We start from the raw sequence: 23,959 nt of genomic DNA on the forward strand, positions 1-23,959 counted from the left end.
GCCTGAGGTGCCGGGGCTCTTCGCGTACGTCCGTCCGCGCGTGCGGTCGAATCAGTGGCCGTAGCCGTTGTCGCCGTAACCGCCCGGGCCGGGGTGGCCGCCCTTGCCGTGGTCGCTCACGTTGGCGCAGGTGTTGCCGAAGGCCGGGTTCAGCAGGCCGATCACGCTGATGGTGTTGCCGCAGACGTTGACCGGGATGTGGACCGGCACCTGCACGACGTTGCCCGACAGGACGCCGGGCGAACCGACGGCCGCACCCTGCGCACCCGCGTCCGCCATGGCCAGACCGGCGCCGCCGAGCGCCACGGCGCCCGTGCCGAGAGCGACCACGGCCGCCTTCGCGATGCGAGACATCACGTTCTCCTTTGGTTCGGTGAGTGCGGCGGCAGGACTCGCCGCCGCACTTCGGGTTCAACGCGGCGGTCCATGCCTGGTAACGGCGACAGCGCGGGGATCACCTTTTTGAACAGGACTTCGAGCGCCGGGAGAGGACGTTCGACGGCCGGAAATTCGGTGCCCTCGGGGGCCGGTGTCCATTAGCCTCCCGGCATGGCAACCGACCAACTGTTCCGTCTGTTCGCCGAGCAGAACCGAGTACGTGCCTTCGCGGCGGTGGCCCTGGGCGCGGAGACCTCCGAGGAGGTCGCCCAGGTGGCCGGCCTCACCCCGAAGGGGACGGCCCTCGCGCTGCTCAAGCTGCGCGAGCAGGGCGTGGTGAAGACCATGGACGACGGTGAACTCCGCGTCGACTACGACCTGTTCAAGACCCTCGCACGCCAGGGCGAGGAGCCCGCCGACCAGGGCCCGGTCACCGGCGACGAGCACACCGACATGATCCTGCGGACCTTCGTCCAGGGCGGCCGGCTGATCCGCCTGCCCGCCCAGTGGACCCGCAAGCAGGTGGTGCTCCAGCACATCGCCGAGCAGACCTTCACCCCCGGCGTCGAGTACCCCGAGCGGATCGTCAACGAGAAGCTGCGCGCCTGGTGCGACGAGGGCGAGATCGACCATGTGACGCTCCGCCGATACCTGGTGGACCTGCACCATCTGCGGCGGGGCAACGGCATCTACCGGCGCATCGAAGCGTGACCTACGGCAGCTGTCGTACGGTCGAACCCGCCAGGTAGGCCCGGATGTCCTCGACCGCCTGGCCGTAGTACGTCGTGTAGTTGGCCTGTGACACATAGCCGAGGTGCGGTGTCGCTAGCAGGCGCGGTGCCGTGCGCATCGGGTGGTCGGCGGGGAGGGGCTCGATGTCGAAGACGTCGATTCCGGCGCCGGCGATACGGCCCTCGTGCAGCGCGGCGAGCAGGGCGTCCTGGTCGACGATCGCCGCGCGCGAGGTGTTGACCAGATACGCGGTCGGCTTGAGGAGGGCGAGTTCGGCGGGCCCGAGGAGACCCCGGGAGCGGTCGCCGAGGGCCAGGTGGACCGAGACGAAGTCGCTCTCCGCGAGCAACTTCTCCTTGGACGCGGCGAGTTCTACGCCGATCTCGTCCGCCCGCTCCTTGGTGAGGTGCTCGCTCCAGGCGGTGACCCGCATGCCGAAGGCGAGCCCGATCGTGGCCACCCGGCCGCCGATCTTCCCGAGGCCGAGCAGTCCGAGGGTGCGGCCGTGCAGGTCGGCGCCGACGGTCTGCTGCCAAGGGCCGCCCCCGCGAAGGGAGTTGTTCTCCTCGACGATGCCCCGGGCCAGGCCGAGCAGCAGGGCCCAGGTCAGTTCGACCGGCGGCGCCGAGGAGCTGGCCGTACCGCACACGGTGACGCCGTGCGCCTCGGCGGCGGCGTAGTCGATGACCGTGTTGCGCATGCCGGAGGCGATCAGCAGCTTCAGCCGGGGGAGCCGGGCGAACAGCGAGGCGGGGAAGGCGACGCGTTCGCGCAGCGTGACCACGATGTCGGCGGTGGCGAGGGCGGCGGCCAACTCGCCCTCGCCGTCGAGGTGTTCACGCAGGCTGACGACTTCCACCGCGTCCTCGACGGGCGACCAGTCGGCGAGACGGGTCGCCGCGTTCTGATAGTCGTCGAGGACAACACAACGCAGGCGCACGGCGGTTCGGTTCCTTAGGTCGGGTTCTGGAAGGTTATTCCTTCGCGTGGGACATCGCCGTGCGGGTCGGCTTGCCGAGGGCCCAGAACAGGACGCCGAGGAGGACGAACGCGGCGAGCGGTACGGCCTCCGTGAGGAGGTACTTCACGCGCTCGGCGTGGGTCCAGCCGTCCGGGAGGTAGTCGGCGCCGAACCAGGCGGTAGGCGCTCCCGGGGCGAGCAACTGCACACTTGCGAACACGATGAGCAGGGTGAGCACCACGCTGATCAGGATGGGGGCGGGTGCCTTGTAGGGGCGGGGGACGTCCGGGGCCTTGTAGCGGAGTACCGCGAGGGCCGGGAAGATGCCCAGGTAGCTGATGAGCGTGGTGGAGATGGCGAGGCCGAGGACGGCGCCGAAGAGCTTGGCGGCGCTGCCGTTGGTCAGCTCGTGGGCCAGCACCAGGACGAGGGTGGAGACGAGACCGCTGAGGATGTTGACCCGTACCGGCGTCCCGAACCGGCTGGAGATGACGCCGAGGAAGCGGGGCGCGGCGCCGTCGTAGCCGGAGACGGCGAGGGCGCGGTCGGAGCCCATGACCCAGGTGACGCCGGAGGACAGCACCGTGAGGATGAACAGGACCGCGGCGATGTCCCCGAGGACCGTGCCCGCGCCGCTGCTGGTGATGGTGCCGTCGGCGGCGACGTTGCCGCCGTAGACGGTGAAGACCTGGCGGATCGCGTCGAGGAAGCCGCCGAGGCCGGTGATGGCCTTGACCGGGAGGACGAGCAGGATGCCGAGGATGGGCAGCGCGTAGAGGACCACGGACAGGGCGGCGCTGCGGAAGATCGCGAACGGCACGTCCTTCTGCGCGTCGGTCATCTCGTCGCCCGCCGTGTTGGGCAGCTCGAAGCCGACGTAGTTGAACATCAGGACGGGCACCAGGCCGACGAAGCCCGCGTACGTCGGGGAGAAGTCGCCGACGCCGAAGCCGTGCAGGCCGTGCTTGATGCCGTAGATGACGACCGTGAGCGTGAAGAAGCCGAGGAGGACGAAGCGGCTCCAGGCGCCGATGGTGGGGATCCACTTGCCGACGTCGAAGGAGAGGATCGCGGCGAGGACGCCCACCCAGATGAAGACGAGGGCGAAGACGTAGAAGGCCGGGGTGCTCAGGTCCTTGCCGTCGTTGAAGAAGGTCGTGAACGCGGTGACGGCGGCGACGGCGAGGGTGCCGCCGAGCCAGACCGGGTTGGTGATCCAGTACAGGAAGTTGTTGACGGCGCCCGCGAGGCGGCCGAAGGCCCGGCTGGTCCAGATGTAGGGGCCGCCCTCCTCGGGGAACGCGGCACCGAGCTCGGCGATCAGCAGCGCCGAGGGCACGAAGAAGACCACGGCCAGCACGATGAGCCAGGTGAACGCCTCGGCGCCGGAGGAGGCGACCGTGCCGATCGTGTCCACTCCGACGATCGTGCAGAGAAGGAAGAAGAGGATGTCGAAACGGCCGAAGTGCTTGCGCAGCTTCTGCCGCTCCGTCTGGGCTGCGGCCGGCGCGTCGGCCGGCTCGAAGGCTGTCTGACCAGCGGCCACCGGGAGCTCCTGCGGGGACGAGGGGCGGGATTCGGCCAATGATCGGTGCCCGTGGGGAACCCCACAAGCGTTCGGGGCCAAGTCTTGACCATTACGTATCCAACGGGACGTAACGGAAACCGGGGGGAAACACGGGGGCGATCGGGCCACCGGCGCGGTGGGGCTCACGGCTTGCGGGCCATGCCGCCCCATATCAAGGGCCTGGGGAGATCGGGCGTCGGGACGGGCACGTCGGGACGCCAGTCGTCCAGCGGTACGAGGCCCGGTTGCTGGAGGTCGAAGTCGGTGAAGAACTGCTGGAGTTGACCGGCTGTGCGGAGCTGGCCGCGTCCTGTTTCTCCCTGGTAGAGGCGGAACAGTGTGGTCGCGCCGATCGGATCGGCGTCGGACACAAGGGAGTTGAGGGCGAGGGTGCTGCCCGGTGCCAAGCGGTCGCGGAGGGCGGCGAACTGGGCTGTGGTGGCGGGTGTTTCGGGCAGGAAGTGGACGACGCCGGAGACGATGACACCGAGCGGGGCGGTGAGGTCGATCAGGGCGTGCAGGTCGGGGTGGTCGAGGACGGATGCCATGTCCTGGACGTCGCCAAGGAGCAGTACGGATCGTCCGGGCTCCAACAGGGGTCTGCCGTGGGCGAGCACGGTGGGGTCGTTGTCGACGTAGACGACTCTGGTGTCGGGGTGGTGGCGGGCGGCGACCTCGTGCACGTTGTCCTGGGTGGGCAGGCCGGCGCCCAGGTCGAGGAACTGGGTGATGCCCTCGGCGGTCATGGCGGCCACGACTCGCACCAGCCAACGCCGCATGGCCCGGGCCAGCAGGGGTGCCTGCGGGTTGGCGGCGGTGATGCGTCGGGCGGCTGCGCGGTCGGCGGGGTAGTGGGTGTGGCCGCCGAGGAAGTAGTCGTAGATCCGGGCGACGTTGGGTACGTCGGGTACGTGCTCGATACCGGGCGATGCCTGGGGCGCGACCGGCTCGTCAGCCATGAGGGGTCACCTTTCGCTCAATGAGCTTCCAACGAGCTTCGCCACGCGGAGAGTTGCGCGGGGGTCGCTCCACGACCAGGGGCTGTGCGGGGTTCGTCGGGCACGACTCGGCAGGACACCATTCTCCGTCCGAGCGTCCGGGGCGGGGAAGACGGCACCGGGTTCCGCGGAGGTCCGCATCGCCTCACCCTCCGGGGGCGGAGTGCTCGGCGTCGGCGGCGTGGAGGACTTCGTGGATCAGCAGGTCGAGGTCGTCCGGGGTGGTGCGGTAGTTGCACAGGGCGGCGCGCAGGACGGTACGGCCGTGGACGGCGACGGTGGCGAGGTAGGCGCGTCCGTTGTCCTGGACGCGGCGGGCGACGCGGGTGTGCAGGCCGTCCGGGTCGCCCCCGTCGGGGTCGGTGATCCGGAAGCAGGCGACCGGCAACGGACCGCCCGCCAGCAGCTGAAGCCGGGGTTCGGCGGTGATCCGCTCGCGCAGCCCGTCGGCGAAGGCCAGGTAGTGCTCGATCAGACCGGTGACGCCGTCGCGGCCCAGGTGGTGCAGGGTGGCCCACAGGCCGAGGGCCCGGGTGCCAGGACGGGTCAGCTCGATCGTGGCATGGGACAGCCAGGGCAGGGCGTCCGGTTCACCGGCGGTGAGGTAGGACGCCTGGTGGGCGAAGGCCGTGTGCAGGTGCTCGGGGTCGGGGACGAGCAACGCCCCGCAGCCCACCGGCACGCTGAGGGTCTTGTGCGGGTCCACGGTCAGCGAATCGACGCCGCCGACGCCCACGTAGTGGGGCGCCAGGGCCGGCACACCGGCTCCGAGTCCGCCCCAGGCACCGTCCGCGTGGTGCCACATCCCCACGCTCCGGCACAGTTCCGTGACCGGTTCGAGCGGATCCACGGCGCCGGTGGCGGTGGTGCCCAGTGTGGTGACGGCGCAGAAGGGCAACAGGCCCGCGTCCAGGTCGGCGGTGACCGCGGCGCGCAGCGCGGCGGGGTCCAGGCGGTCGTGCGGGTCTGTGGCGACGGGGCGCAGCCGGTGGGCGGGCAGGCCGATGCAGGCGGCTGCCTTGGCGACGGACATGTGTGCCTGGGCGCTGTAGTAGAGGGTGAGGCGGGCGTGGTCGTGGTCGAAGGCGGGGCCGTCGGCGGAGCCGCGCCGGGCGAGGAACCAGGTGCGGGCGGTGGCCAGGGCGAGCAGGTTGGCCATGGAGCCGCCGCTGGTCAGGACCCCGCCCGCACCGTCGGGCAGGCCCGCCAGGTCGGCGAGCATGCGCACGGTGCCGCGTTCCAGGTCCATCAGGGCGTTCTCGCCCATCCCGCAGGTCGCGTTGATGGCGCAGGCCAGCAGATCGGCGACGATCCCGGCCGGTGCGGGCGGCGAGTTGACCCAGGCGAAGAACGCGGGGTGTCCGTTCCCGGTCGGGTACGGTGCGATCTCCTCGCGCACGAAGTCCAGCACCCCGCCCAACTCCCGGCCCCGTTGCCGCAGTTGTCCCGCACGCAGCCGGGATCGCACCCGCACGGGCAGCGGACGGCTCACCGGGCCCTGCGGCAGCTCGCTCAGGTACCGGGCGGCCCACTCGGCCGCCGCCACGAGTTCGTCCCGCAGCACCTTCGCGTGGACCGCGGGCGGCTCCGGGGACAGGCCGAACTCGCCGAACCGGGACGGAGCTTGGTCGTGCAAACGCTGAGTCATGGCGGCGTGGGGGGCCTTTCGTCGTCACAGACCCCCTGGTCAGCGAAGCGAGGGCCATGATCGTAACGAGCACGTGCATCGGCCGACACGTGTACCGGCACAACTCGACGCGGCCTCCCGCGAGGGTCCGCAGCCGACGTGGAGTGCCGCGCTCCTGGCCGTTCCCTGAGATGCCCTGAGAGGTGAGTTCCTGGCCGGTGCCGACATGGGCTGTGACTCCCTGGTGTCGGGCGCGGCCCGGCCGCGCAGGTGATAGCCGTTGATGCCCGCAAGCGCACTGCGCGGCACCTGCGGGAGCACAAGCTCGGACGACTGCACGTGCTGCACGCACGGCTGCGCGGTCGGCGGGGCGGTCCGACGAACGGCGGGAAACCGCTGCGAGGAAACCGTCAACTCACCCGCTGCCTGTAACGGCTCGGCAAAGAACTGTGGCTGCCCGGCGTCGTGATCTCCACCCTCAACCCGGCCCGGCACGGCACGAGGCACGGACAAGATGCTGGTGCTCAACGACCTCGCGACTCCGGAACCCTTCGTCGAGGATGACGCCGATGTCGCCGTCCTCGTCCACCGCGAGGACGCCCTCTGTGCGGCAAGCCCTTCCCGGCCCAGTAAGGCCCCAGCGGAACCGTCGAGTTACTGGCCTATCATTGCCGAGTGACTTATAGCCGCTGGATACCCCGAGCCGTCCTTGTGTCAACGCTGGTGTCGACCATCGCCAGCTGTAGCAGCTCGGGAAACGCAGTAGAGGTTTCCCCTCCCTCTCTTGACGCGGCGGGTATCAAGATCTGCCGATCCTTTTACGGAGCTTTGCCGGATTCACTGGATGGCCTCCGCCGCCGCACAGTGACCCCGAAGTCCGAACTGACAGCAGCATGGGGAAATCCTGCTGTTGTGCTCACCTGTGGAATCCCTCGCCCGGAGAAGATGAGTGACCCCAACGCAGACGCAGGGACAGTCGAGGGGGTGAACTGGCTCATGGAAAATTCGAGGGACGGCAGTTATCGCTGTACCACCACATATCGAAAGGTCTATGTGCAAGTCTTTTTGCCGGAGAAGCGTGCACATGATGTTGGCACCCTCATGCAGCTCGCCAAGCCGATCAAGAAATGGATCCCCTCGGCGCTGTAATTTGCACGGCCCTAACTTGCGGCGTCGACAATGGATCGTGCGTTCTTCAGCCACCTGCCATACTCGGTGCGCAGCTTCTTGAGGAATTTTTGATTTTGCTGGATGAAAGAATTCTCATAGGCAGTGTGCAGTGAAATCATGGTCCCCAAGAAGTTGACGTCGTCCTTGCATGCGGCATCGGCTTCGGCGGCGGCTCGTTCCTGTTTGTCCGCGGGGCCCGACCAGCGCTTATCCGTCATGGCATCGACCGGGCTGTCGTAGTGATATCCAGATTTGGCCATGCAGTCCGACCAGGATTTTGCCAGGGACTTCCAGCGGGTACTTTTTTCGACCTGAAGTGTCAGTTCGTTTCGCGCTGCCTGTATATGCATTTCCAGGTATCCCCGTGCCGCAAAATCTCCGTCCGAGGCTTTCATTTTCATCCCGCCGGCAAGGATTGTAGTACTCCCCAGAGGGGCTCCGGCGGTCATCTTTCGTGAGCTCCCCCCTAGACACCCGCCAGCGGGCACGCTTTTTCCATAGAACGTCTTTATGGCGCCCCCCATGAGGGCATCCTGAAGCTTGGTTCGCTTTTTCTGCCACGCGTTGTCCTTGGTCGCGCGGCGATCGGAAGCGGTGTCGGGAGGCGAGTCGTAGCCGTATTTCTCTGCCTCCTCTTTCGTCACCACGAACCATCCTGTCCGGAAATCTCGGACGCCGTTGGCCGCAACAGGCAGTACGGGGACTGGATTCTTGGTGTACCCCAACTTTTTCATGCACGAGTTGATCGATTCGGCCTCGGCCCTTTGGAGGGTCGCGTTCTCGCCGTTGGTGGGCAAGTATGAATCCAGAGGAAGCTTGACTGTGTCAACCTCTTCGAGATCGACTTTCTTGGCCTCTCCCAGGGTCGGCTTCAGTCCAGTGGTAATTGGCGGGTTTTCTATGGTTGCCGCAGCATTGCCGTTCGAGCAGCTGCATACGGAGAGCAGCACACCGCACGCGAACACACTGCCCAGTATTTTCTTTCGCACAATCGCTCCCGCATAATACAGTTTGCCGGACTTCGCGCTATCTGGGTGCGAAGTCCGGCAACTACCTGGAGGTTATACCGAAATCGGCCTGCAAAGGCCCACTCGCCTAGTAATCCTCAGCAATCCTTCTTGAACGAAGAGATCGCGTTGTTGTAGATCGTCCCGTCCAGGGTCGCCGGGCTCGCGTTGTACGAGAAGCCGAGCTTCCACGCCCCCGAGTAGCCGGTGTCCTTCCAGAAGACGAAGCCAATGCAAGACGTGTACGGGCCCCGGACGGCCATGGAGGAGATGTCGTCATTGACGTCGCCCGTGCCGCCCCCGATCCAGTCCAGGCCGGCCAGAGAGGAGTGCGGGTCGTTCAGGTCGTAGTGGCCCCCGGTGGCTCCCCACTCGGTGCCGTCGTAGACGCAGATGTTCCCGGTGTCCGTGCAGTCACCGTCACCGTCGGCCTGTGCGGTTCCTGACAGCGAGAGCGTGAGTGCAGCCGAGAGCGCGGCGCCGAACGTGATGGTACGCAGTGGAATGTTGCGCATTTCGCGTCTCTTTCCTGGTAATTGTCCGTTGTGGGCGCACCAAGAGGGACCCCGCAAGACACAAGAAACGCGCAACTCCCCCCTGAAGCACCATTATCGTACACCAGTGCTACACAATGTTCATCAGCTTTCACCTTGTGTGCGCTGCGGCAGTGTGACCGTTCGCGCTGCGACACAACCGATCGACGCCCTGATCGTGATGGCGTTAGCTGGTCGGCATGCCAGAACTGCGTACCGAGCGTCTCCTGCTCCGTCGGTGGCGGGAGTCCGACCTCGAACCGTGGGCGGCGATGAACGCCGATCCCGAAGTCCGAGAACACCTGGGGGAACTGCTGGCGCGGGAGCAAAGCGATGCCGCGGTGGCACTCATGCAGGCCGAGTTCGACGAGCGAGGTTTTGGGTGGTGGGCGCTCGAAGCACAGGAGACTGGCGAGTTCATCGGCCGCGCCGGCTTGGACGAGGTGGACGAGGACATGCCGTTCGCGGGGGTGGACATCGGGTGGCGGTTGATGCGTTCGGCGTGGGGTCACGGTTACGCCACGGAGGCCGCTCTGGCCTGCCTGGCCTTCGGCTTCGAGGCCCTCGGGCTGCCGGAGGTTGTGGCGTCGACGACCGTCAACAACCTTCGTTCCCAGGCAGTGATGCGCCGGATCGGCATGACCCGGGACCCGGCCGACGACTTCGAGGATCTGAGCGTGCCCAAAGGGCCGCTTCGCCAGTGTGTGCTGTACCGGACCCACCGCGGAGAAGCCCAGGGGCTACACCACGCGGCGGACACGACCCCGCTGTCGACGATCGCATGAGCCGCGGTTTCCCCTGGGCCGGCTGCCGACTCGCCAACTACCGCGAACAGCACCCGCCAACTGGCGCGAACGGTCACAGGCAGCATGCGTTGCCGTCCTCGGTCTCCCGCGCCGAGGAACGGCGTCACCGGCGCCGGACCTGCCAGCCCGTCGGTCACATCGCCGACGGGTGAGGCCGGCGAGCAGTCAGGTGCGGTTGTCGGTCACAGGGCGGCCCGCTCCTTCAGCGGTTCCCACCATGCGCGGTTGTCGCGGTACCACTGCACTGTCTCCGCGAGGCCTTGCTCGAAGGTCTTGCGGGGCTCGTAGCCGAGCTCCTCACGGATCTTCGTGCAGTCCACCGAGTACCGGCGGTCGTGGCCCTTGCGGTCGGTGACGTACTCGACGCTGGTCTCCCAGTCGGCGCCACACGCCTTCAGCAGCAGTTCGGTCAACTCCCTGTTGCTGAGCTCCGTGCCGCCGCCGATGTTGTAGACCTCGCCGGCCCGGCCCTTGGTGCGCACGAGTTCGATGCCCTGGACGTGGTCGTCGATGTGCAGCCAGTCGCGGACGTTGCCGCCGTCGCCGTAGAGCGGGACCTTCCTGCCGTCGAGGAGGTTGGTCACGAACAGCGGGATGACCTTCTCGGGGAAGTGGTGGTGCCCGTAGTTGTTGGAGCAGCGGGTGACGCGGACGTCCAGGCCGTGGGTGCGGTGGTACGACAGCGCGATCAGGTCGCTGGAGGCCTTCGCCGAGGAGTACGGCGAGTTGGGCTGGAGCGGGTGCGTCTCGGGCCAGGAGCCTTCGTCGATGGAGCCGTAGACCTCGTCGGTGGAGATGTGCACGAAGGTCTTGATGCCCGCGCGGTGGGCCGCGTCGATGAGGGTGTGGGTGCCGACCACGTTGGTGCGCACGAACTCCGCGCCGCCGTCGATGGAGCGGTCCACGTGCGACTCGGCGGCGAAGTGCACCACCTGGTCGTGCTCGGCCAACAGCTTGCCGACCAGCTCGTGGTCGCAGATGTCGCCCTGCACGAAGGCGAAGCCGGGGTGCTCGCGCACCTCGTCGAGGTTGGCCGGGTTGCCCGCGTACGTCAGCTTGTCCAGGACGGTGATCGCGACGTCGCCGGGGCCCTCGGGGCCGAGCAGTGTACGGACGTAGTGCGAGCCGATGAAGCCGGCGCCGCCGGTCACCAGGATCCGGGTGGAGGGGGCCGGAGCCGAAGGGGAGGTCATGAAGAGATCTGTACCTTGCTGTGGTCGCCCAGGACGAGACGGTGGGCTGCGGGGTTGCGGGGCGCGGGAGTGACCTGGACGTTGCGGCCGATGAGGGACACCTCGACCCGCCGTACGCCGGTGATGGAGGAGTCGCGCAGGACGATGGAGTACTCGACTTCGCTGTCGTCGATCCGGCAGCCCTCGGAGACCGAGGTGAACGGGCCGATGTACGAGTCGCTGATCACCGAACCGGGGCCGATGACGGCCGGGCCGACGATGCGCGACCCGCGGACCTCGGCGCCGGCTTCGATGCGCACGCGGCCGATGATCTCGCTGGACTCGTCGACGGTGCCCTCGATGCGGGGCTCGACCGTCTCCAGGACCGAGCGGTTGACCTCCAGCATGTCGGCGACGTTCCCGGTGTCCTTCCAGTAGCCGGAGATGGTCGTCGAGCGCACGTCCTTGTGCTGGTCGATCAGCCACTGGATGGCGTGGGTGATCTCCAGCTCGCCGCGCCAGGAGGGCTCGATGGAGCGGACGGCCTCGTGGATCGCCGGAGTGAAGAGGTACACGCCCACCAGGGCGAGATCGCTCTTGGGCTCCTTCGGCTTCTCCTCCAGCCCCTTGACGCGGCCGTTCTCGTCGAGCTCGGCGACACCGAACGACGTCGGGTTGGGCACCTTGGTCAACAGGATCTGCGCGTCGGGGTGCTCGGTGCGGAACTCGTCGACGAGGCCGGTGATGCCGCCCACGATGAAGTTGTCGCCGAGGTACATGACGAAGTCGTCGTCGCCGAGGAAGTCGCTCGCGATGAGCACCGCGTGTGCCAGGCCGAGCGGCTTGTCCTGCGGGATGTACGTGACGTCGATCCCGAGCTTCGAGCCGTCGCCGACGGCTTCCCGGATCTCTTCGGCGGTGTCGCCGACGATGATCCCGACATCCGTGATCCCGGCGTCGGCGATGGCCTCAAGACCGTAGAAGAGCACGGGTTTGTTGGCGACGGGCACCAGCTGCTTGGCCGATGTGTGGGTTATGGGGCGCAGGCGTGTGCCCGAGCCACCGGAGAGAACGAGAGCCTTCATGCGCGGCATCCTAACCGGGGCCCTGTCAAGCGACACTCCGGCCGGTCGGCCACAGTTCGCGAAACCGTTCCATGGGCTTTGTGATCCGTTTGTATCCTGGTCCGTCACTTGCTGTGACTGGGGCGGGTCGGCCACCCGCTAGCCTTAATCGAACGTCTACCGAGCGGTGACATGCGCCGGGTCCTGACGAATGACTCCCAGCAGCTGAGGCGGAAGAAGACACATGCCCATCAAGGTGAGCGTGGTGATCCCGGTCTACAACCCGGGCAAGTACATCGAGGACTGCATCGCCTCTCTTCTGCGTCAGAGCCTGCCGGACGACGAGTACGAAGCGATCTTCGTGAACGACGGTTCCACCGACGAGACTCCCGCGCGCCTGGACCGGCTCGCCGCCGAGCACGCGCACATGCACGTCATCCATCAGGAGGCGTCCGGCTGGTCCGGCAAGCCCCGCAACGCGGGCATCGCGGCTGCCAAGGGTGAGTTCATCCAGTTCGTGGACAACGACGACTGGCTGGGCGACGAAGCTCTCGAACGCATGTACAACTACGGCGTGGAGAACAAGGCCGACGTCATCGTGGGCAAGATGGTCGGCAAGGGCCGTGGCGTTCCCCGGGAGTTGTTCCGCAAGAACCGTCCGCGCGCCACTGTCGACAACGCCCCGCTGATCGACAGCCTCACCCCCCACAAGATGTTCCGCAAGGAGTTCCTCGACCGGCACAACCTCCGCTACATGGAGGGGCGTCGACGTCTTGAGGACCACGTTTTCGTCACCGAGGCGTACCTGCGGGCCGAGAACGTCGCGGTGCTCAGCGACTACCTGTGCTACTACCACATCAAGCGTGAGGACGCGGCCAACGCGGGCTTCCAGCGCTTCGACCCGGTCGGCTACTTCAAGAACCTGCGTGAGGCCCTCGACGTCGTCGAGGGCCTCACCGAGCCGGGCCCGCTGCGTGACAAGCTCTTCCGCCGCTGGCTGCGCAACGAGATGGTCGAGCGCATGCGCGGACAGCGCCTGCTGAAGCTGCCGGAGGACTACCGACAGGAACTGTTCGACGAGATCCACAAGGTGGTGGTCGAGCGCTTCGGACCTGGTGTCGCGGCCGGCCTGCAACCCGCGCAGCAGATCGTTGCGGGGCTGATCGCGGCCAACCGGCCGGCGGATGTCGAGGAGTTCGCCCAGTGGGAGTCGGGGATCAAGCCCTCCGGTGTTCTCGAGGAGCTCGGCTGGGAGGACGGCAGGCTGACGATCGGTTTCACCGCCGAGTACACGTCGGGCGGCGAGCCCATCACCTTCCGTGCCGACGGTGCGAAGGACCTGCTCGTTCCGCCGTTGCAACAGGCCAGCCTGGACGCCATCGCCCTGCTCGGTGCGAACACCGCTGCTCCGCTGGCCAAGTCGAAGGTGGACCTCGTCCTGCGCGAGCGTTCGACGGCTGCGGAGTTCTTCCAGCCTGTCGATCTGACCCGCGAGAAGGTCGCCGTGGAGGGGCAGGAGGGATATTTCAGGCAGGTGCTGCGTGCCGTCGCGCGGGTGAACCCGTTGTCGGCGGCGAACGGTGCCGGACTGGACGCCGGTATCTGGGACGTCCTTATCCGCATCAACTCGTGCGGGTGGGCCAAGGAGACCCGCCTCGGTTCCGTCCGCAGTGAGGAGGCGGGGCGCGGGCGCGGCGGCGCCGTCGTCGGCTCCCCGGCCCAGCTGGTCCTGCCGTACTGGACCGACCCGCAGGGCAACCTCTCACTCGACGTCGACCAGAGGACCGACCGGCTCGCGTACGAGTTCGCCGGTCTCGCCTCTGCCGACGTCACCGTGACGACGGACCCCGGCCGCCTCGTTGTCGTCCTGCCGTTCCACATCCAGGGCGAGAGCGAGGCAGCCCTGAAGCTGACGGACGTCGCGAGCGGTCGTGCGGTCGACCTCCCCGCCACGCTGACCGCCCGGGTGACCGGAGACGCCGACCTGGGTGCTGACCTCCCGCTCGGCGAGTTGGCGGACGGCCAGTGGCGGCTGGAGCTGACTCCGCCCTCGGCCGGGGTCGGCAAGCCGGTGGCCCTCCCGCTGGCCTTCGATGTCTCCGCGAGTGGAGGTGTCGTCGTCAAACGTCTCGCTGCTGCTGCGGCCGATCTGGCGGCGAAGGATCCCGGACGGCGCAGGCCTGGCACCCGCCCCGCGGCGTCGACGATCTTGCGCCGCGCCGCGGGCAAGGTCCGTCGGGCTCTGAAGAAGTAGCCGAACCTCGTTCCTGGGGCCGGGGCCGTGGCAGGTGTTCGGGCGGCCGGCGTCTCCGTGAAGGTCATCGGCCGTCGTACGGGATGCGGCCGACCGGCATGGCGACGATTGCTCTGACGGAACGACCGCTACCGCTTCGGTACGTGGATGTCCGTGCTGCTCAGCGTCTGCGGCCTGTCCGTGAAGACCCTCAGCCGTACCCGCAAGTGGGCCCGGTTCGGCAGGGAATAGCGTCCCGTGCTCGGCACGAGTTCGTAGCGCGCCGACCGGTGCGGACCCAGCACGGCCGGGCCGCTGCGCACGGTCCAGTACGCGGATGTGCTCTCGCCGGTGCTGGAGGCGAAGTGCGGAGCCAGCGCGGTGCCACCGGTGTTGGTCGCCTGCACGGTGAGCCCGTGTATCCCGCCGCTGTCGCCCCGTACGTCGCTGACCACCAGCCGGATCGGCGGCCCGCTCGCGGCAGCGACGGTCACACAGACGGCAGCGGGAACCAGCAGCACCGCGGCCAGGGCCACGCTGACCGCCCGCCGCCGCCCCAGAGGCAACCGGGGCTGCCACGCTGAAGCGAAGTCGGAGCTGGTGGCGGTGGCCGCGGCAGCGACCCACAACGGGGTCATCATCAAGTAATAGCCGTCCTGCGACCGCGTGGCCAGGTAGAACGCGCACCATGGCAGTACGGCGGCGGCGGGGCCCAACCGCCGTACGAAGAGGGCGAACAGCACGAGCAGTCCGGCGGCCAGCAGCATGCTGCCGTACGAGTAGAAGTCCAGCCGGCTGCTGCCGTCGGAGAAGTAGTACGACAGGCCCATGATGCCCTGGCCGTGCGGGATCCCGTGCTGGGTGAACGGCAGGGCCAGGCCGGCTATCCAGGCCCGGGGGCTCTGCGCGATGAAGTAGGCGTTGGCGGCCAGGGCCACGACCGCGGAGATCGCGGTGAACCGTGCGACCACACCGAGAGCCGCCCGCGCCGAGAGCTCACCGCGCCGTACCGCGTAGACACCGATGAGCAGGAACGGCGTCAGGAACCAAGGCAGTTGATGTGTCGCACACGCGGCCCCGAGGAGCCCCGCGCGCACGATGTCCGAGCGGCGAAGCCGCCCCCCGGCGCCGATCGAGGGCCAGCGGATCACCACCGGGATGAGCAGCACGAGTGCCGGGATCGCCGGGTAGCCCATGGCCGCGTATCCCTTGAGCATGGGGAAGCCCAGGCAGACCGCTGTCGCGGCCGACCGCCACGGTGTCGGCAGCAGCCACCACAGCACCGCGGCGCCGACGATCAGCAGGAGGGTCGGGACGAGCGTGGCCGCCTTGGCACCGATCAACGCGTACACGGGAGCGTTCAGCAGCAGTGCCAACGGCGGATACGCGAAGGAGTAGTCCGCGCCGCCCGACATCGTCTTCGTCACCCCGACGTGGTGTTGCTGGAACACCCACGGCCACTCGTGCCCGTACACCGCGTGGCCGTGCACCAGCTCGTGCGTGGCCTGGGTCATCAGCACCGTCTCGTCGTTCATCCCGCCGCCGAGGGCGTACGAGCACAGCGCCAGCACGATGCCGAGGAGCAGTACCCCCGCGTCGACCAGTACGAGAGCGCGACGGTTGCGCACCGCGAGGGCCAGGACGCCCAGGATCAGGATGCCGGCGTACCCGAGCATGATCACTCCGCCGACCTTGGGTCGGGAAGCGATCGCCGTCGACCATTCGCCGCGTGTGCCGATGAACAGGCTGATGACGGCGAGCAGTGTGATCGCGCGGTGCAGCGGAGCAGGGCTTGCCGACGGAGACGGACTCGGGTGGATAAGTGGGGCATGGGTGGCGATACCGCCGACCGTCTTGCTCATGTGGGGCACACCTCAAGCAGGGCAGATCGTGGTCAGATGAGACTGCTCTTGTAGTAGAAGCTCGCCATCTTATCCGTGGCGGTTGCTGAATTCTCCGAGGCGAACCCCATGACCAGTCGGCAGGCGGCCGTGTTGCTGGTGTCCGGGATCTGAATGGCGCGAGGCCCTCGGGTTCGCGGAAATAGAGGCTCTGGGCGGCCTTCGTGAGCTGGCGATCGCTGACGGACCCTGTATTCCAGTCGATTCTGGTGATGTAAGTGTTTCCATCAGGGTTGGTGGGCGTCGTCGTTGTGCTGTCGGCATACGCGTAGGCGTTTCCGTCGATCATGTACAGGTACTGGCCGAGGCTTGCGAAACCCTGGAAATCAGAATAGGCGCTACCGGTCGGCTGGGTGACCGTGGCCAGCGGAGTGAACGTGCCGGATTTGAAAGTGGCCAGGTCGTAGAGGCTGAATTTGAAGACGCCGCTGACTCGGTAGCGTACGGCCAGGCGGCTGTTGACCGGGTCGATGGCGACCGTGGTGCGGTCCGCTCCCGAGACCGGGCTGAACTTGGTCAGCTGGGACGAACCGGTGTTGAGGACCGTGCCGTTGGCGAACTTGAAGCGGGCCGGCTTGCTGCCCCAGCCATTGGTGTTGCCACTCTAATCGGTGGATGCGACGGCGTCCGTCTCGGTCCACAGATAGGCACTGTTGCCGGACGGCTCGGCGGCTGTCTGAACGCCATGACCGAAGCCTTTGAGATACATACGGCCGATTTCGGCACCGGTGAGGTCGAGTCGGGTCACGACAAGGTCGCCGTTGGCTGTGCGTTCGTCCCCGGTGTACTGGCGGGATTCGCCGGGGAGTTGTCGGGATCCCTCGACTACGCCTGGAACACTCTCGGCCAGCTCACCAAGACCACCGTGCACGCCACCGGCGGTGACAAGACCACCAGCTACGTCTACGACCCCGACGGCAACCTCCTGGAGCGCGTCGCCCCCGCCGAGTCCGTCCTCTATCTCGGCGCCCAGGAAATCCACAAGGCAGGCACCGCCGGTCCCGTCGCCACCCGCTACTACAGCGACGGCACCTCCACGTCCGCCATGCGCGTCGCCGGCACCGGCAACGGCAACCTCACCTGGGTGATGTCCGACCTGCAGAACTCCAGCCAGGTCACCGTCGACACCGCTACCGGCACCGCCAGCCGCCGTCGGTACCTCCCCTTCGGCGCCCAGCGCTCCACGTCGCTGCCCAGCAGCACCGACCGCGGCTTCCTCGGCAAGACCGAAGACGACTCCACGGGCCTGGACATCCTCGGCGCCCGCGCCTACGACCCCACCCTGGGGCGTTTCCTGAGCGCGGACCCGATGAGCAGTCCGTATGCACCGCAGGGGCTGAACGCCTATACCTACTCCCGCAACAATCCGACGAACTTCAGCGACCCCACAGGGCTCGACCCGGGCGGTACACAGGGCACTTGCCTGTACGACCCGTCACTGCCCTGCAAGAAGTCCAAGCCGGCCACGGCCGCCGGCGCCGGGGCCGCGGCGGCCGCGACCCTGGGCAAGCCGAACAAGGGCGACGGCGGCTCACGCACCCTCACCCTGAAAGACGGTTCGACGTATCGGCTCAACAACCGTGAGATCAACGGGAACGCCGACGAGAAGCCGGTCTTCGACTACCTCAACAACGGACTGAAAGACCAGGGCAAGTACTCGGACTTCGGTGACCAGGACGGCATCCAGTACGTCGGAATCCTGCGGGAATGGGCAGACGCACGGCCGACATGATTCGCCTGAAGTGGTCGGGCGGAAAGATCGTCGAAGCGATCCGGGTCGGCATCGTCACTCGTGCGAGCAACGCGATCAACGGCGCCATCATGCGGCTGAAGGACAAGGCGGGCCAGATGGCCGGCAAGGATCGGCAGGCGGACGCGTCCGTAGTGAGCTTCAAGGGGGTGTCCGAAGAGGATGCCAGCGCCATCCTCAGCGCGGCCAAGGACCAGGTCGACATGGACGCGGTGCGGGCGGTAAGCCTCGACCAGGGCAACTTCTACGACGAGACCCAGGTGATCAAGCCCGGGGCCAGCAGCGTGTTCGAAGACATCGACGCGGTCGTGGGTGTCGGCGGAGGTGCGCCGATCGTCGAGGACGGCGTTCCCCTCAACCCGCGTGGGTCGACCGGGAGCAGCGGGTCCACCCCGATCGAGCCCGAAGAGGAGCCCCTGCCCTTCGAACCGATCGAACCCATCGCCTGAGTGACCTGGTAGGAATGCGGAGGAAGGAGGCGGAACATGGGTGGCTTCAAGTGCGTGTGCGGCAGACTCTTCAGCGGTTCCCACAACCCTGGAGAACAGTTCCGCCTCGTCCCCGACGACCTGTTCGACCAGATCGCCTGGCCCGACCCCTCGGATCTCGACACCGAGGAACGGCAGCGGGCCGTGGAGGCGTCGTTCTCGTCCCTCTACGCGTGCGGCAACTGCGGGCGGCTTCACCGGGAAGGCGACAACGGTTCGCTCACCCCGTACGTCGCCGACGCCTCCCCGCCCCGGATCTGGGCCGACTTCACCGTCCGGGACGAAATCGGCCGCGTACTCCTCCGCCACGACAGAAGCCTCGCCGACATCCGTCGCCAGAAGCTCCTCCTCAACCCGCCCCTCGAAGTGGTTCTCTACGACGACACCGGTACTGAGGCGCGAGGGGAGGCCGGCTTCGGCGACGACGGGGCCGGAGGCTGGGACGAAACGCTTTGGGCGGTCACCCTGGAGGGTTCCGACGCCTGAGTGGTCACCAACGAGGTCACGCAGCCGTCCAGTTCCTCGGCGGCCAGGACGGTCTTCGGGTCGCCGCCGCGGCGCCATACGGCCCGCAGGCGAGGCCTTGGCCTCAGGAGCGCCTTCGTCGTCGTGGACGGCCTGCTCTCCGCGGATTGGCTTGAGCGCCCCCGGCAGGACTCGAACCTGCGGCCAAGCGCTTAGAAGGCGCCTGCTCTATCCACTGAGCTACGGGGGCCGGGTGTGGTGGCCTCGGTCGTGGTGTGCCCGGGTGTGGGCCGGTCCGTGACGTTGCCGGGGACAAGGATAGGGCTCCCGGGTCCTTGTCCCTGTTGCTTCCCCTCCGTGGCTCGATGTGGAGGTTCGGTGAAGCGGTCCTGATAATCGCAGGCAGGTACGAATCGTGCACCGCTTTTGGTGCCCCGCGCCACGGGTGTTGTGCACTCGTTATGCCTGGACTGTGCCCATGCCCCAGTCATCCCTTCCGTCCGTTGTGTTCTGTCGGCGCGCAGACATGCTCATATGCTTCAGAATTCCCCCAAAATTGGGCATTCTTCACATGTGGTGACCTTGGACGTACGGCCTCAGCTGCTCGACGCACTCTCCGCCCTGCGCGACCGTGTCGCCGCCGCACGCTTCCCGCTGCCCCTTGCGGGGGCTCCACGCGCGCGTGCCAACCGCGACGAACTGCTCGCCCAGCTCGACGACTATCTGGTGCCCCGCCTCAAAGAGCCCGAAGCGCCCCTGCTGGCCGTGGTCGGCGGTTCCACCGGCGCGGGCAAGTCGACGCTCGTCAACTCCCTTGTGGGGCGCCGGGTCAGCGAGGCCGGGGTGCTGCGGCCGACGACCCGCACACCGGTGCTTGTCTGCCATCCGGAGGACCATCACTGGTTCAGCGGGATGCGCGTGCTGCCCGACCTCACGCGCGTGTGGGTGCCCCATCAGGACCCGGGGGACGAGTTGCTCCTCCCCGGTGAGGACGGTATGCGTGTGCTGCGGGTCGAGACCGCCGACTCCCTCCCGCGCGGAATCGCCCTCCTGGACGCGCCCGACATCGACTCCCTGGTCGCCGACAACCGGGTACTGGCCGCCGAACTGATCTGCGCGGCCGACATCTGGGTGATGGTCACCACGGCCGCCCGCTACGCCGACGCCGTGCCCTGGCATCTGCTGCGCTCCGCCAAGGAGCACAACGCGACCCTGGTGACCGTCCTCGACCGGGTGCCCCACCAGGTGGTGTCCGAGGTGTCCCGGCAGTACGGCGCCCTGCTGGCCAAGGCCGGGCTCGGCGACGTACCCCGCTTCACGGTGCCCGAACTCCCCGAGTCCGCCTGGGGCGGCGGGCTGCTGCCGGCCAGCGCCGTGGCGACACTGCGGAGTTGGCTCGTGCAGCAGGCCCAGGACCCCGGGGCCCGGCACCAGTCCATGGCGCGTACGGCCTACGGCGTCCTCGACTCGCTGAAGTCGCGGATGCCCGAGCTGGCCGGTGCCGCCGCCGCCCAGTACGCCGCCGCGCTGCGGCTCACGGCCGCCGTCGACGGGGCCTACGACAGCGAGCACGCGCGTGTGCGGGGGCGGTTGCAGGGCGGGGCCGTGCTCGCCGGGGACGCGTTGAAGCGCTGGCGCGCCTTCCCGCTCGACTGCTCCGCGGGCGAACTGCTCGACGCCCTCGCCGAAAGCCTCGCCGCACTGCTCCTGTGCGCCGTCACGGCCGCCGACGAACGCGTCGACGACGCCTGGCGCCGCGAACCGGCCGCGGATGCCCCGGAGCTCACCGACCGCGATCCCTCGCTGGAGAGCGCCGAGCACCGCATCGGGATGGCCGTACGGCGGTGGCGGCGCGAGCTGGAGGAGTACGCCGAGGAGGAGGTGGCCGACCTCGACCGGAGCATCGCGCCCGACCCCGAGGTGGTCGCCGCCCTCGTTGCCACCGCGCTGCTGGGCGGCCGTAGGGCGCGGTCCGCGGGTGAGGGGCTCGCCGAGCGGATCGGTGCCCACGGGGCGCTGCGGCTGCGCGACCGGGCCGGACGGCTGCTCAACGACCACCTGGACCGGGTCGTGCACACCGAGCGCGAACGCAGGCTCGCCCCGCTCGACGCCCTCGACGTGCACCCCGAACCCCAGGCCGAACTCATCGCCGCGCTGTCCGTACTGCAGAAGGAGAGGTGACCGGTGACTGCCGTCACTGACCAGGACCACACGGACGAGATGGACCACGCCGATCGCGCCCGGCCCGCCGATCCCACTCCCGTGGAGGGCGGTTCGGAAGCAACCTCCGGAAACGACCTCCCCGTAGAGGACGCCCAGGAAGTCGTCGCCCCGGAGGACGCCGACGACCACGCGCGCGTGCGGGCCGCCACCTCCGGCCGTACGGAATCCAAGGCGGCCGTAAACCCAACGGACCCCAAAGACCCCACGGACCCCGAGGAAGCGACCGGCTCCTGGGACGACGGGCTCATCGCGCGGCGGGTCAACGAGACCACCGCCGCGCAGCAGGCCGCCGCCGTGGAGATCAGGGCCTCCCGGACGCAGGCGGCGCACACCGCGCACCACACCGCCCACGTCCCGGCCCCCTTGGCGTACGACGGGCCGCTACGGTCCCGTCTCGACGCGTTGCGCGAACTGGTGGGGCTCTCCAGGACCCGGCTCGACAGCGGGACCCTCGCGGAGGCGGGGCGGGTCCTCGACGAGGCCGCCGCGCGGCGCAGGCTCTCCGGGCAGCACACCGTCGTCGCCATCGCGGGCGCCACCGGCAGCGGCAAGTCGCAGCTCTTCAACGCGCTCGCCGGAGTGGCCATCTCGGAGACGGGAGTACGACGGCCCACCACCGCCGCGCCCATCGCGTGCAGCTGGAGCGACGGCGCGGCCACCCTCATCGACCGGATCGGCATCCCGGGACGACTGCGCAGGCGCCCCCTGCAGAGCGCCGAGATGGAGGCCCAGTTGCGCGGGCTCGTCCTGGTGGACCTGCCCGACCACGACTCTGCGGCCGTCGCGCACCGCGAGCAGGTCGACCGGGTGCTGGCGCTCGTCGACGCGGTCATCTGGGTCGTCGACCCGGAGAAGTACGCCGACGCGATCCTCCATGAGCGCTATCTGCGGCCGATGGCGGGCCACGCGGAGGTCATGTTCGTCGTCCTCAACCAGATCGACAGGCTTCCCGGGGAGGCCGCCGACCAGGTTCTCGACGATCTTCGGAGACTGCTCGACGAGGACGGGATCGCCCTGGGGGAGTACGGCGAACCCGGCGCGACCGTGCTGTCCCTGTCCGCGCTCACCGGCGACGGCATCCCCGAACTGCGCGAGGTTTTGGGCCAGTTCGTGGCGGATCGTGGAGCGGCGGCACGGCGAATTTCAGCCGATGTCGACGCGGCGGCGTGGCGGCTGCGGCCCGTCTACGCCACGGGGCGGCGCACCGGGCTCAGCGAGGAGGCGCGGGACGAGTTCGCCGCGCGGCTCGCGGACTCGGTGGGAGCCACCGCGGCGGGCGAGGCGGCCGAACGCGCCTGGCTGCGCAACGCCAACCGGGCCTGTGGCACGCCCTGGCTGCGGCTGTGGCGCTGGTACAACGACCGGCGCGAACCCACCACCGGCCGACTGCCCGTCCGCGCCCAGGCGGACGAGGAGGCCACGGCACGCCAGCGCGTCGAACAGGCGGTCCGTACGGTCGCCGACCGGGCCTCCGGCGGGCTGCCCGCGCCGTGGGCGCAGGCGGTGCGGGAGGCGGCCGTACGCGGGGCGCAGGGGCTGCCCGAGGCGCTGGACGAGCTGGCGGCGCGGGCCGGGCTGCCCGTCGGGCGCCCGCCGCGGCCGGGGTGGTGGCCGGCGGCCGTGCTGGCGCAGGCGTCCATGACGATCCTCCAAGTCGTCGGCGGGCTCTGGCTGTTGGGCCAGATCATCGGGTTCATGGCGCCGAACCTGGGAGTGCCTGTGCTGTTGATGGTGGCCGGCATCATCGGCGGCCCGCTCGTCGAGTGGAGCTGCCGGATGGCGGCCCGCGGCCCAGCCCGGCGCTACGGCCTCGACGCCGAGCGGCGATTGCGGGAGGCCGCGGCGGGCTGTGGACGGGCGCGGGTGCTCGATCCGCTGGCCGCCGAGCTGCTGCGGTACCGGGAGGTGCGGGAGCAGTACGGGCGGGTCACGGGGGCGGGGATCGGAGCCGGGTGAACCTCGGTCCGAACGTCGTTCCCTCGTCCGGGTGATGAGGTTTTCCACAGGTGGGCGGTGGTGCACAGCGCTCAGCGGGCTCGGCTCGGCGGAGGCAGTCTGACTGCAGCCGTACGGGACGGGCCCGTACGCGTTTCCGCCCGGCCTGCGCGGCCGGGTGAGGGAGGGATGCGCGATGAACGAGACCATGGTCTGCGCGGTGGGCAACGTGGCGACACCGCCGGTGTACCGGGAGTTGGCGGCGGGACCGTCGGCGCGGTTCCGGCTTGCGGTGACCTCGCGCTACTGGGACCGCGAGAAGAGCACCTGGACGGACGGCCACACCAACTTCTTCACAGTGTGGGCCAATCGACAGCTGGCCACGAACGTGGCGGCGTCGCTGACGGTCGGTGACCCGGTCGTCGTCCAGGGCCGGTTGAAGGTGCGCACGGAGGCACGCGAGGGCCAGCCGAACCGGTCCTCGGCGGACCTCGACGCCGTGGCGATCGGCCACGACCTGGCGCGCGGCACCTCGGCCTTCCGGCGGGCCAGCAGGCCGGACACGGCGGCCTCCCCGCCCCGGCCCGAGCCGGACTGGGAGACCCCGGCCGGGGATTCCGCCGACGTCTCCGAGCAACCGGACCGGCAGCGACAGGCCGAGCCCGTCGCGGTGACGTGATGTCAGTGAATGCCCCGAGCTGATCGAACTACGGCTTATCCGTGGCTTATCGATGAATGCGTTCCGTATGGCTCGGTGGATTTGTCGATAAGCCCCGCTCGCGGGTGATCTTGGGGATAACGATTCCGATTCGGAACGGTTATCCGATCACCCGACTGGAGAACGTGGTGCGCCCGCGTCCCTAGGATGCCGGACATAGCTCGGGCACAGCTCTCGGCGCTACAGATTCTGCTGGTGGGACCACGCCACGCCCCCCACGCCCATGGGTCC

General features: G+C 68.5%; 20 protein-coding genes and 1 tRNA gene. 10 read left to right on the forward strand and 11 right to left on the reverse strand.

Going from position 1 to position 23,959, the window contains the following annotated elements; all coding sequences use genetic code 11:
• Window positions 1-51: 51 nt before the first annotated feature.
• Window positions 52-354, reverse strand: a complete 303-nt coding sequence (locus OC490_RS13125; protein ID WP_019065672.1) for a chaplin — start codon at window positions 352-354, stop codon at window positions 52-54.
• A 195-nt stretch (window positions 355-549) separates the two neighbouring features.
• Between OC490_RS13125 and OC490_RS13130 the strand changes: the two genes are divergently transcribed.
• Entirely contained in the window at window positions 550-1,089 is a 540-nt protein-coding gene (locus tag OC490_RS13130) for a DUF2087 domain-containing protein (protein ID WP_262058075.1), read from the forward strand.
• 1 nt (window position 1,090) lies between these two features.
• Here OC490_RS13130 and OC490_RS13135 read toward each other — a convergent pair whose 3' ends face one another.
• From OC490_RS13135 to OC490_RS13150, 4 genes are all read right to left on the reverse strand, one after another.
• On the reverse strand, window positions 1,091-2,050 hold the full coding sequence (locus tag OC490_RS13135) for a D-2-hydroxyacid dehydrogenase family protein (RefSeq protein WP_262058076.1): 960 nt from the start codon (window positions 2,048-2,050) through the stop codon (window positions 1,091-1,093).
• Window positions 2,051-2,084: 34 nt separating this feature from the next.
• Window positions 2,085-3,617, reverse strand: coding sequence for an APC family permease (locus tag OC490_RS13140; protein WP_262058077.1), 1,533 nt, complete (start codon window positions 3,615-3,617; stop codon window positions 2,085-2,087).
• A 164-nt stretch (window positions 3,618-3,781) separates the two neighbouring features.
• Window positions 3,782-4,597 carry an SAM-dependent methyltransferase gene (locus OC490_RS13145; RefSeq protein ID WP_262058078.1) on the reverse strand — a complete coding sequence of 272 codons (816 nt, stop codon included), beginning with the start codon at window positions 4,595-4,597 and terminating at the stop codon, window positions 3,782-3,784.
• Between the two features lie 184 nt (window positions 4,598-4,781).
• Window positions 4,782-6,284 (reverse strand): pyridoxal phosphate-dependent decarboxylase family protein, encoded by a 1,503-nt coding sequence (locus OC490_RS13150; RefSeq protein ID WP_262058079.1) that lies wholly within the window; start codon window positions 6,282-6,284, stop codon window positions 4,782-4,784.
• Between the two features lie 690 nt (window positions 6,285-6,974).
• Here OC490_RS13150 and OC490_RS49550 point away from each other — a divergent pair.
• Complete coding sequence (locus tag OC490_RS49550; RefSeq protein WP_410098620.1) at window positions 6,975-7,412, forward strand: DUF3515 domain-containing protein; 438 nt, start codon at window positions 6,975-6,977, stop codon at window positions 7,410-7,412.
• A gap of 11 nt (window positions 7,413-7,423) precedes the next feature.
• Here the strand turns inward: OC490_RS49550 and OC490_RS13155 are convergent, their stop codons facing one another.
• Both OC490_RS13155 and OC490_RS13160 read right to left on the reverse strand, forming a co-directional pair.
• Window positions 7,424-8,422, reverse strand: coding sequence for a hypothetical protein (locus OC490_RS13155; protein ID WP_262058080.1), 999 nt, complete (start codon window positions 8,420-8,422; stop codon window positions 7,424-7,426).
• A gap of 116 nt (window positions 8,423-8,538) precedes the next feature.
• Complete coding sequence (locus OC490_RS13160) at window positions 8,539-8,955, reverse strand: peptidase inhibitor family I36 protein (protein ID WP_262058081.1); 417 nt, start codon at window positions 8,953-8,955, stop codon at window positions 8,539-8,541.
• A gap of 218 nt (window positions 8,956-9,173) precedes the next feature.
• Between OC490_RS13160 and OC490_RS13165 the strand changes: the two genes are divergently transcribed.
• Window positions 9,174-9,758: a GNAT family N-acetyltransferase gene (locus OC490_RS13165; protein WP_262058082.1), complete on the forward strand. Its 585-nt coding sequence runs from the start codon at window positions 9,174-9,176 to the stop codon at window positions 9,756-9,758.
• A gap of 203 nt (window positions 9,759-9,961) precedes the next feature.
• Here the strand turns inward: OC490_RS13165 and rfbB are convergent, their stop codons facing one another.
• Both rfbB and OC490_RS13175 read right to left on the reverse strand, forming a co-directional pair.
• Complete coding sequence (gene rfbB / locus OC490_RS13170) at window positions 9,962-10,972, reverse strand: dTDP-glucose 4,6-dehydratase (RefSeq protein WP_262058083.1); 1,011 nt, start codon at window positions 10,970-10,972, stop codon at window positions 9,962-9,964.
• A complete protein-coding gene (locus tag OC490_RS13175) occupies window positions 10,969-12,036 on the reverse strand; it encodes a glucose-1-phosphate thymidylyltransferase (protein WP_262058084.1) in 1,068 nt (355 codons plus the stop codon). The genes rfbB and OC490_RS13175 overlap by 4 nt, the downstream gene beginning before the upstream one ends.
• Window positions 12,037-12,259: 223 nt before the next feature.
• Here OC490_RS13175 and OC490_RS13180 point away from each other — a divergent pair, with 223 nt between their 5' ends.
• Window positions 12,260-14,269, forward strand: a complete 2,010-nt coding sequence (locus tag OC490_RS13180; RefSeq protein WP_262058085.1) for a glycosyltransferase family 2 protein — start codon at window positions 12,260-12,262, stop codon at window positions 14,267-14,269.
• Between the two features lie 128 nt (window positions 14,270-14,397).
• On the opposite strand, the gene OC490_RS13185 is transcribed toward OC490_RS13180, so the two are convergent.
• Window positions 14,398-16,110, reverse strand: coding sequence for a hypothetical protein (locus OC490_RS13185; RefSeq protein ID WP_262058086.1), 1,713 nt, complete (start codon window positions 16,108-16,110; stop codon window positions 14,398-14,400).
• Between the two features lie 724 nt (window positions 16,111-16,834).
• Here OC490_RS13185 and OC490_RS13190 point away from each other — a divergent pair.
• Genes OC490_RS13190 through OC490_RS13200 form a run of 3 tightly spaced genes read left to right on the forward strand, consistent with a single transcriptional unit; the run spans window position 16,835 to window position 18,873 of the window.
• Window positions 16,835-17,881 carry an RHS repeat-associated core domain-containing protein gene (locus tag OC490_RS13190; protein WP_262058087.1) on the forward strand — a complete coding sequence of 349 codons (1,047 nt, stop codon included), beginning with the start codon at window positions 16,835-16,837 and terminating at the stop codon, window positions 17,879-17,881.
• Window positions 17,857-18,348 carry a hypothetical protein gene (locus tag OC490_RS13195; RefSeq protein ID WP_262058088.1) on the forward strand — a complete coding sequence of 164 codons (492 nt, stop codon included), beginning with the start codon at window positions 17,857-17,859 and terminating at the stop codon, window positions 18,346-18,348. Before OC490_RS13190 ends, OC490_RS13195 begins: the two co-directional genes overlap by 25 nt.
• 36 nt (window positions 18,349-18,384) lie before the next feature.
• Window positions 18,385-18,873: a hypothetical protein gene (locus OC490_RS13200; protein WP_262058089.1), complete on the forward strand. Its 489-nt coding sequence runs from the start codon at window positions 18,385-18,387 to the stop codon at window positions 18,871-18,873.
• Window positions 18,874-19,029: 156 nt separating this feature from the next.
• Here the strand turns inward: OC490_RS13200 and OC490_RS13205 are convergent.
• Window positions 19,030-19,102 (reverse strand) — tRNA-Arg (locus OC490_RS13205).
• A 323-nt stretch (window positions 19,103-19,425) separates the two neighbouring features.
• On the opposite strand from OC490_RS13205, the gene OC490_RS13210 reads away from it, so the two are divergent.
• The 3 genes from OC490_RS13210 (at window position 19,426) to OC490_RS13220 (ending at window position 23,689) form a co-directional block, all read left to right on the forward strand.
• Window positions 19,426-21,033, forward strand: coding sequence for a dynamin family protein (locus OC490_RS13210; RefSeq protein ID WP_262058090.1), 1,608 nt, complete (start codon window positions 19,426-19,428; stop codon window positions 21,031-21,033).
• A gap of 3 nt (window positions 21,034-21,036) precedes the next feature.
• On the forward strand, window positions 21,037-23,031 hold the full coding sequence (locus OC490_RS13215) for a YfjP family GTPase (RefSeq protein WP_262058091.1): 1,995 nt from the start codon (window positions 21,037-21,039) through the stop codon (window positions 23,029-23,031).
• A 175-nt stretch (window positions 23,032-23,206) separates the two neighbouring features.
• A complete protein-coding gene (locus OC490_RS13220) occupies window positions 23,207-23,689 on the forward strand; it encodes a single-stranded DNA-binding protein (protein ID WP_262058092.1) in 483 nt (160 codons plus the stop codon).
• Window positions 23,690-23,959: the final 270 nt, after the last annotated feature.

It is taken from the genome of Streptomyces sp. STR69, from assembly GCF_024519455.1.
Lineage (GTDB): Bacteria > Actinomycetota > Actinomycetes > Streptomycetales > Streptomycetaceae > Streptomyces.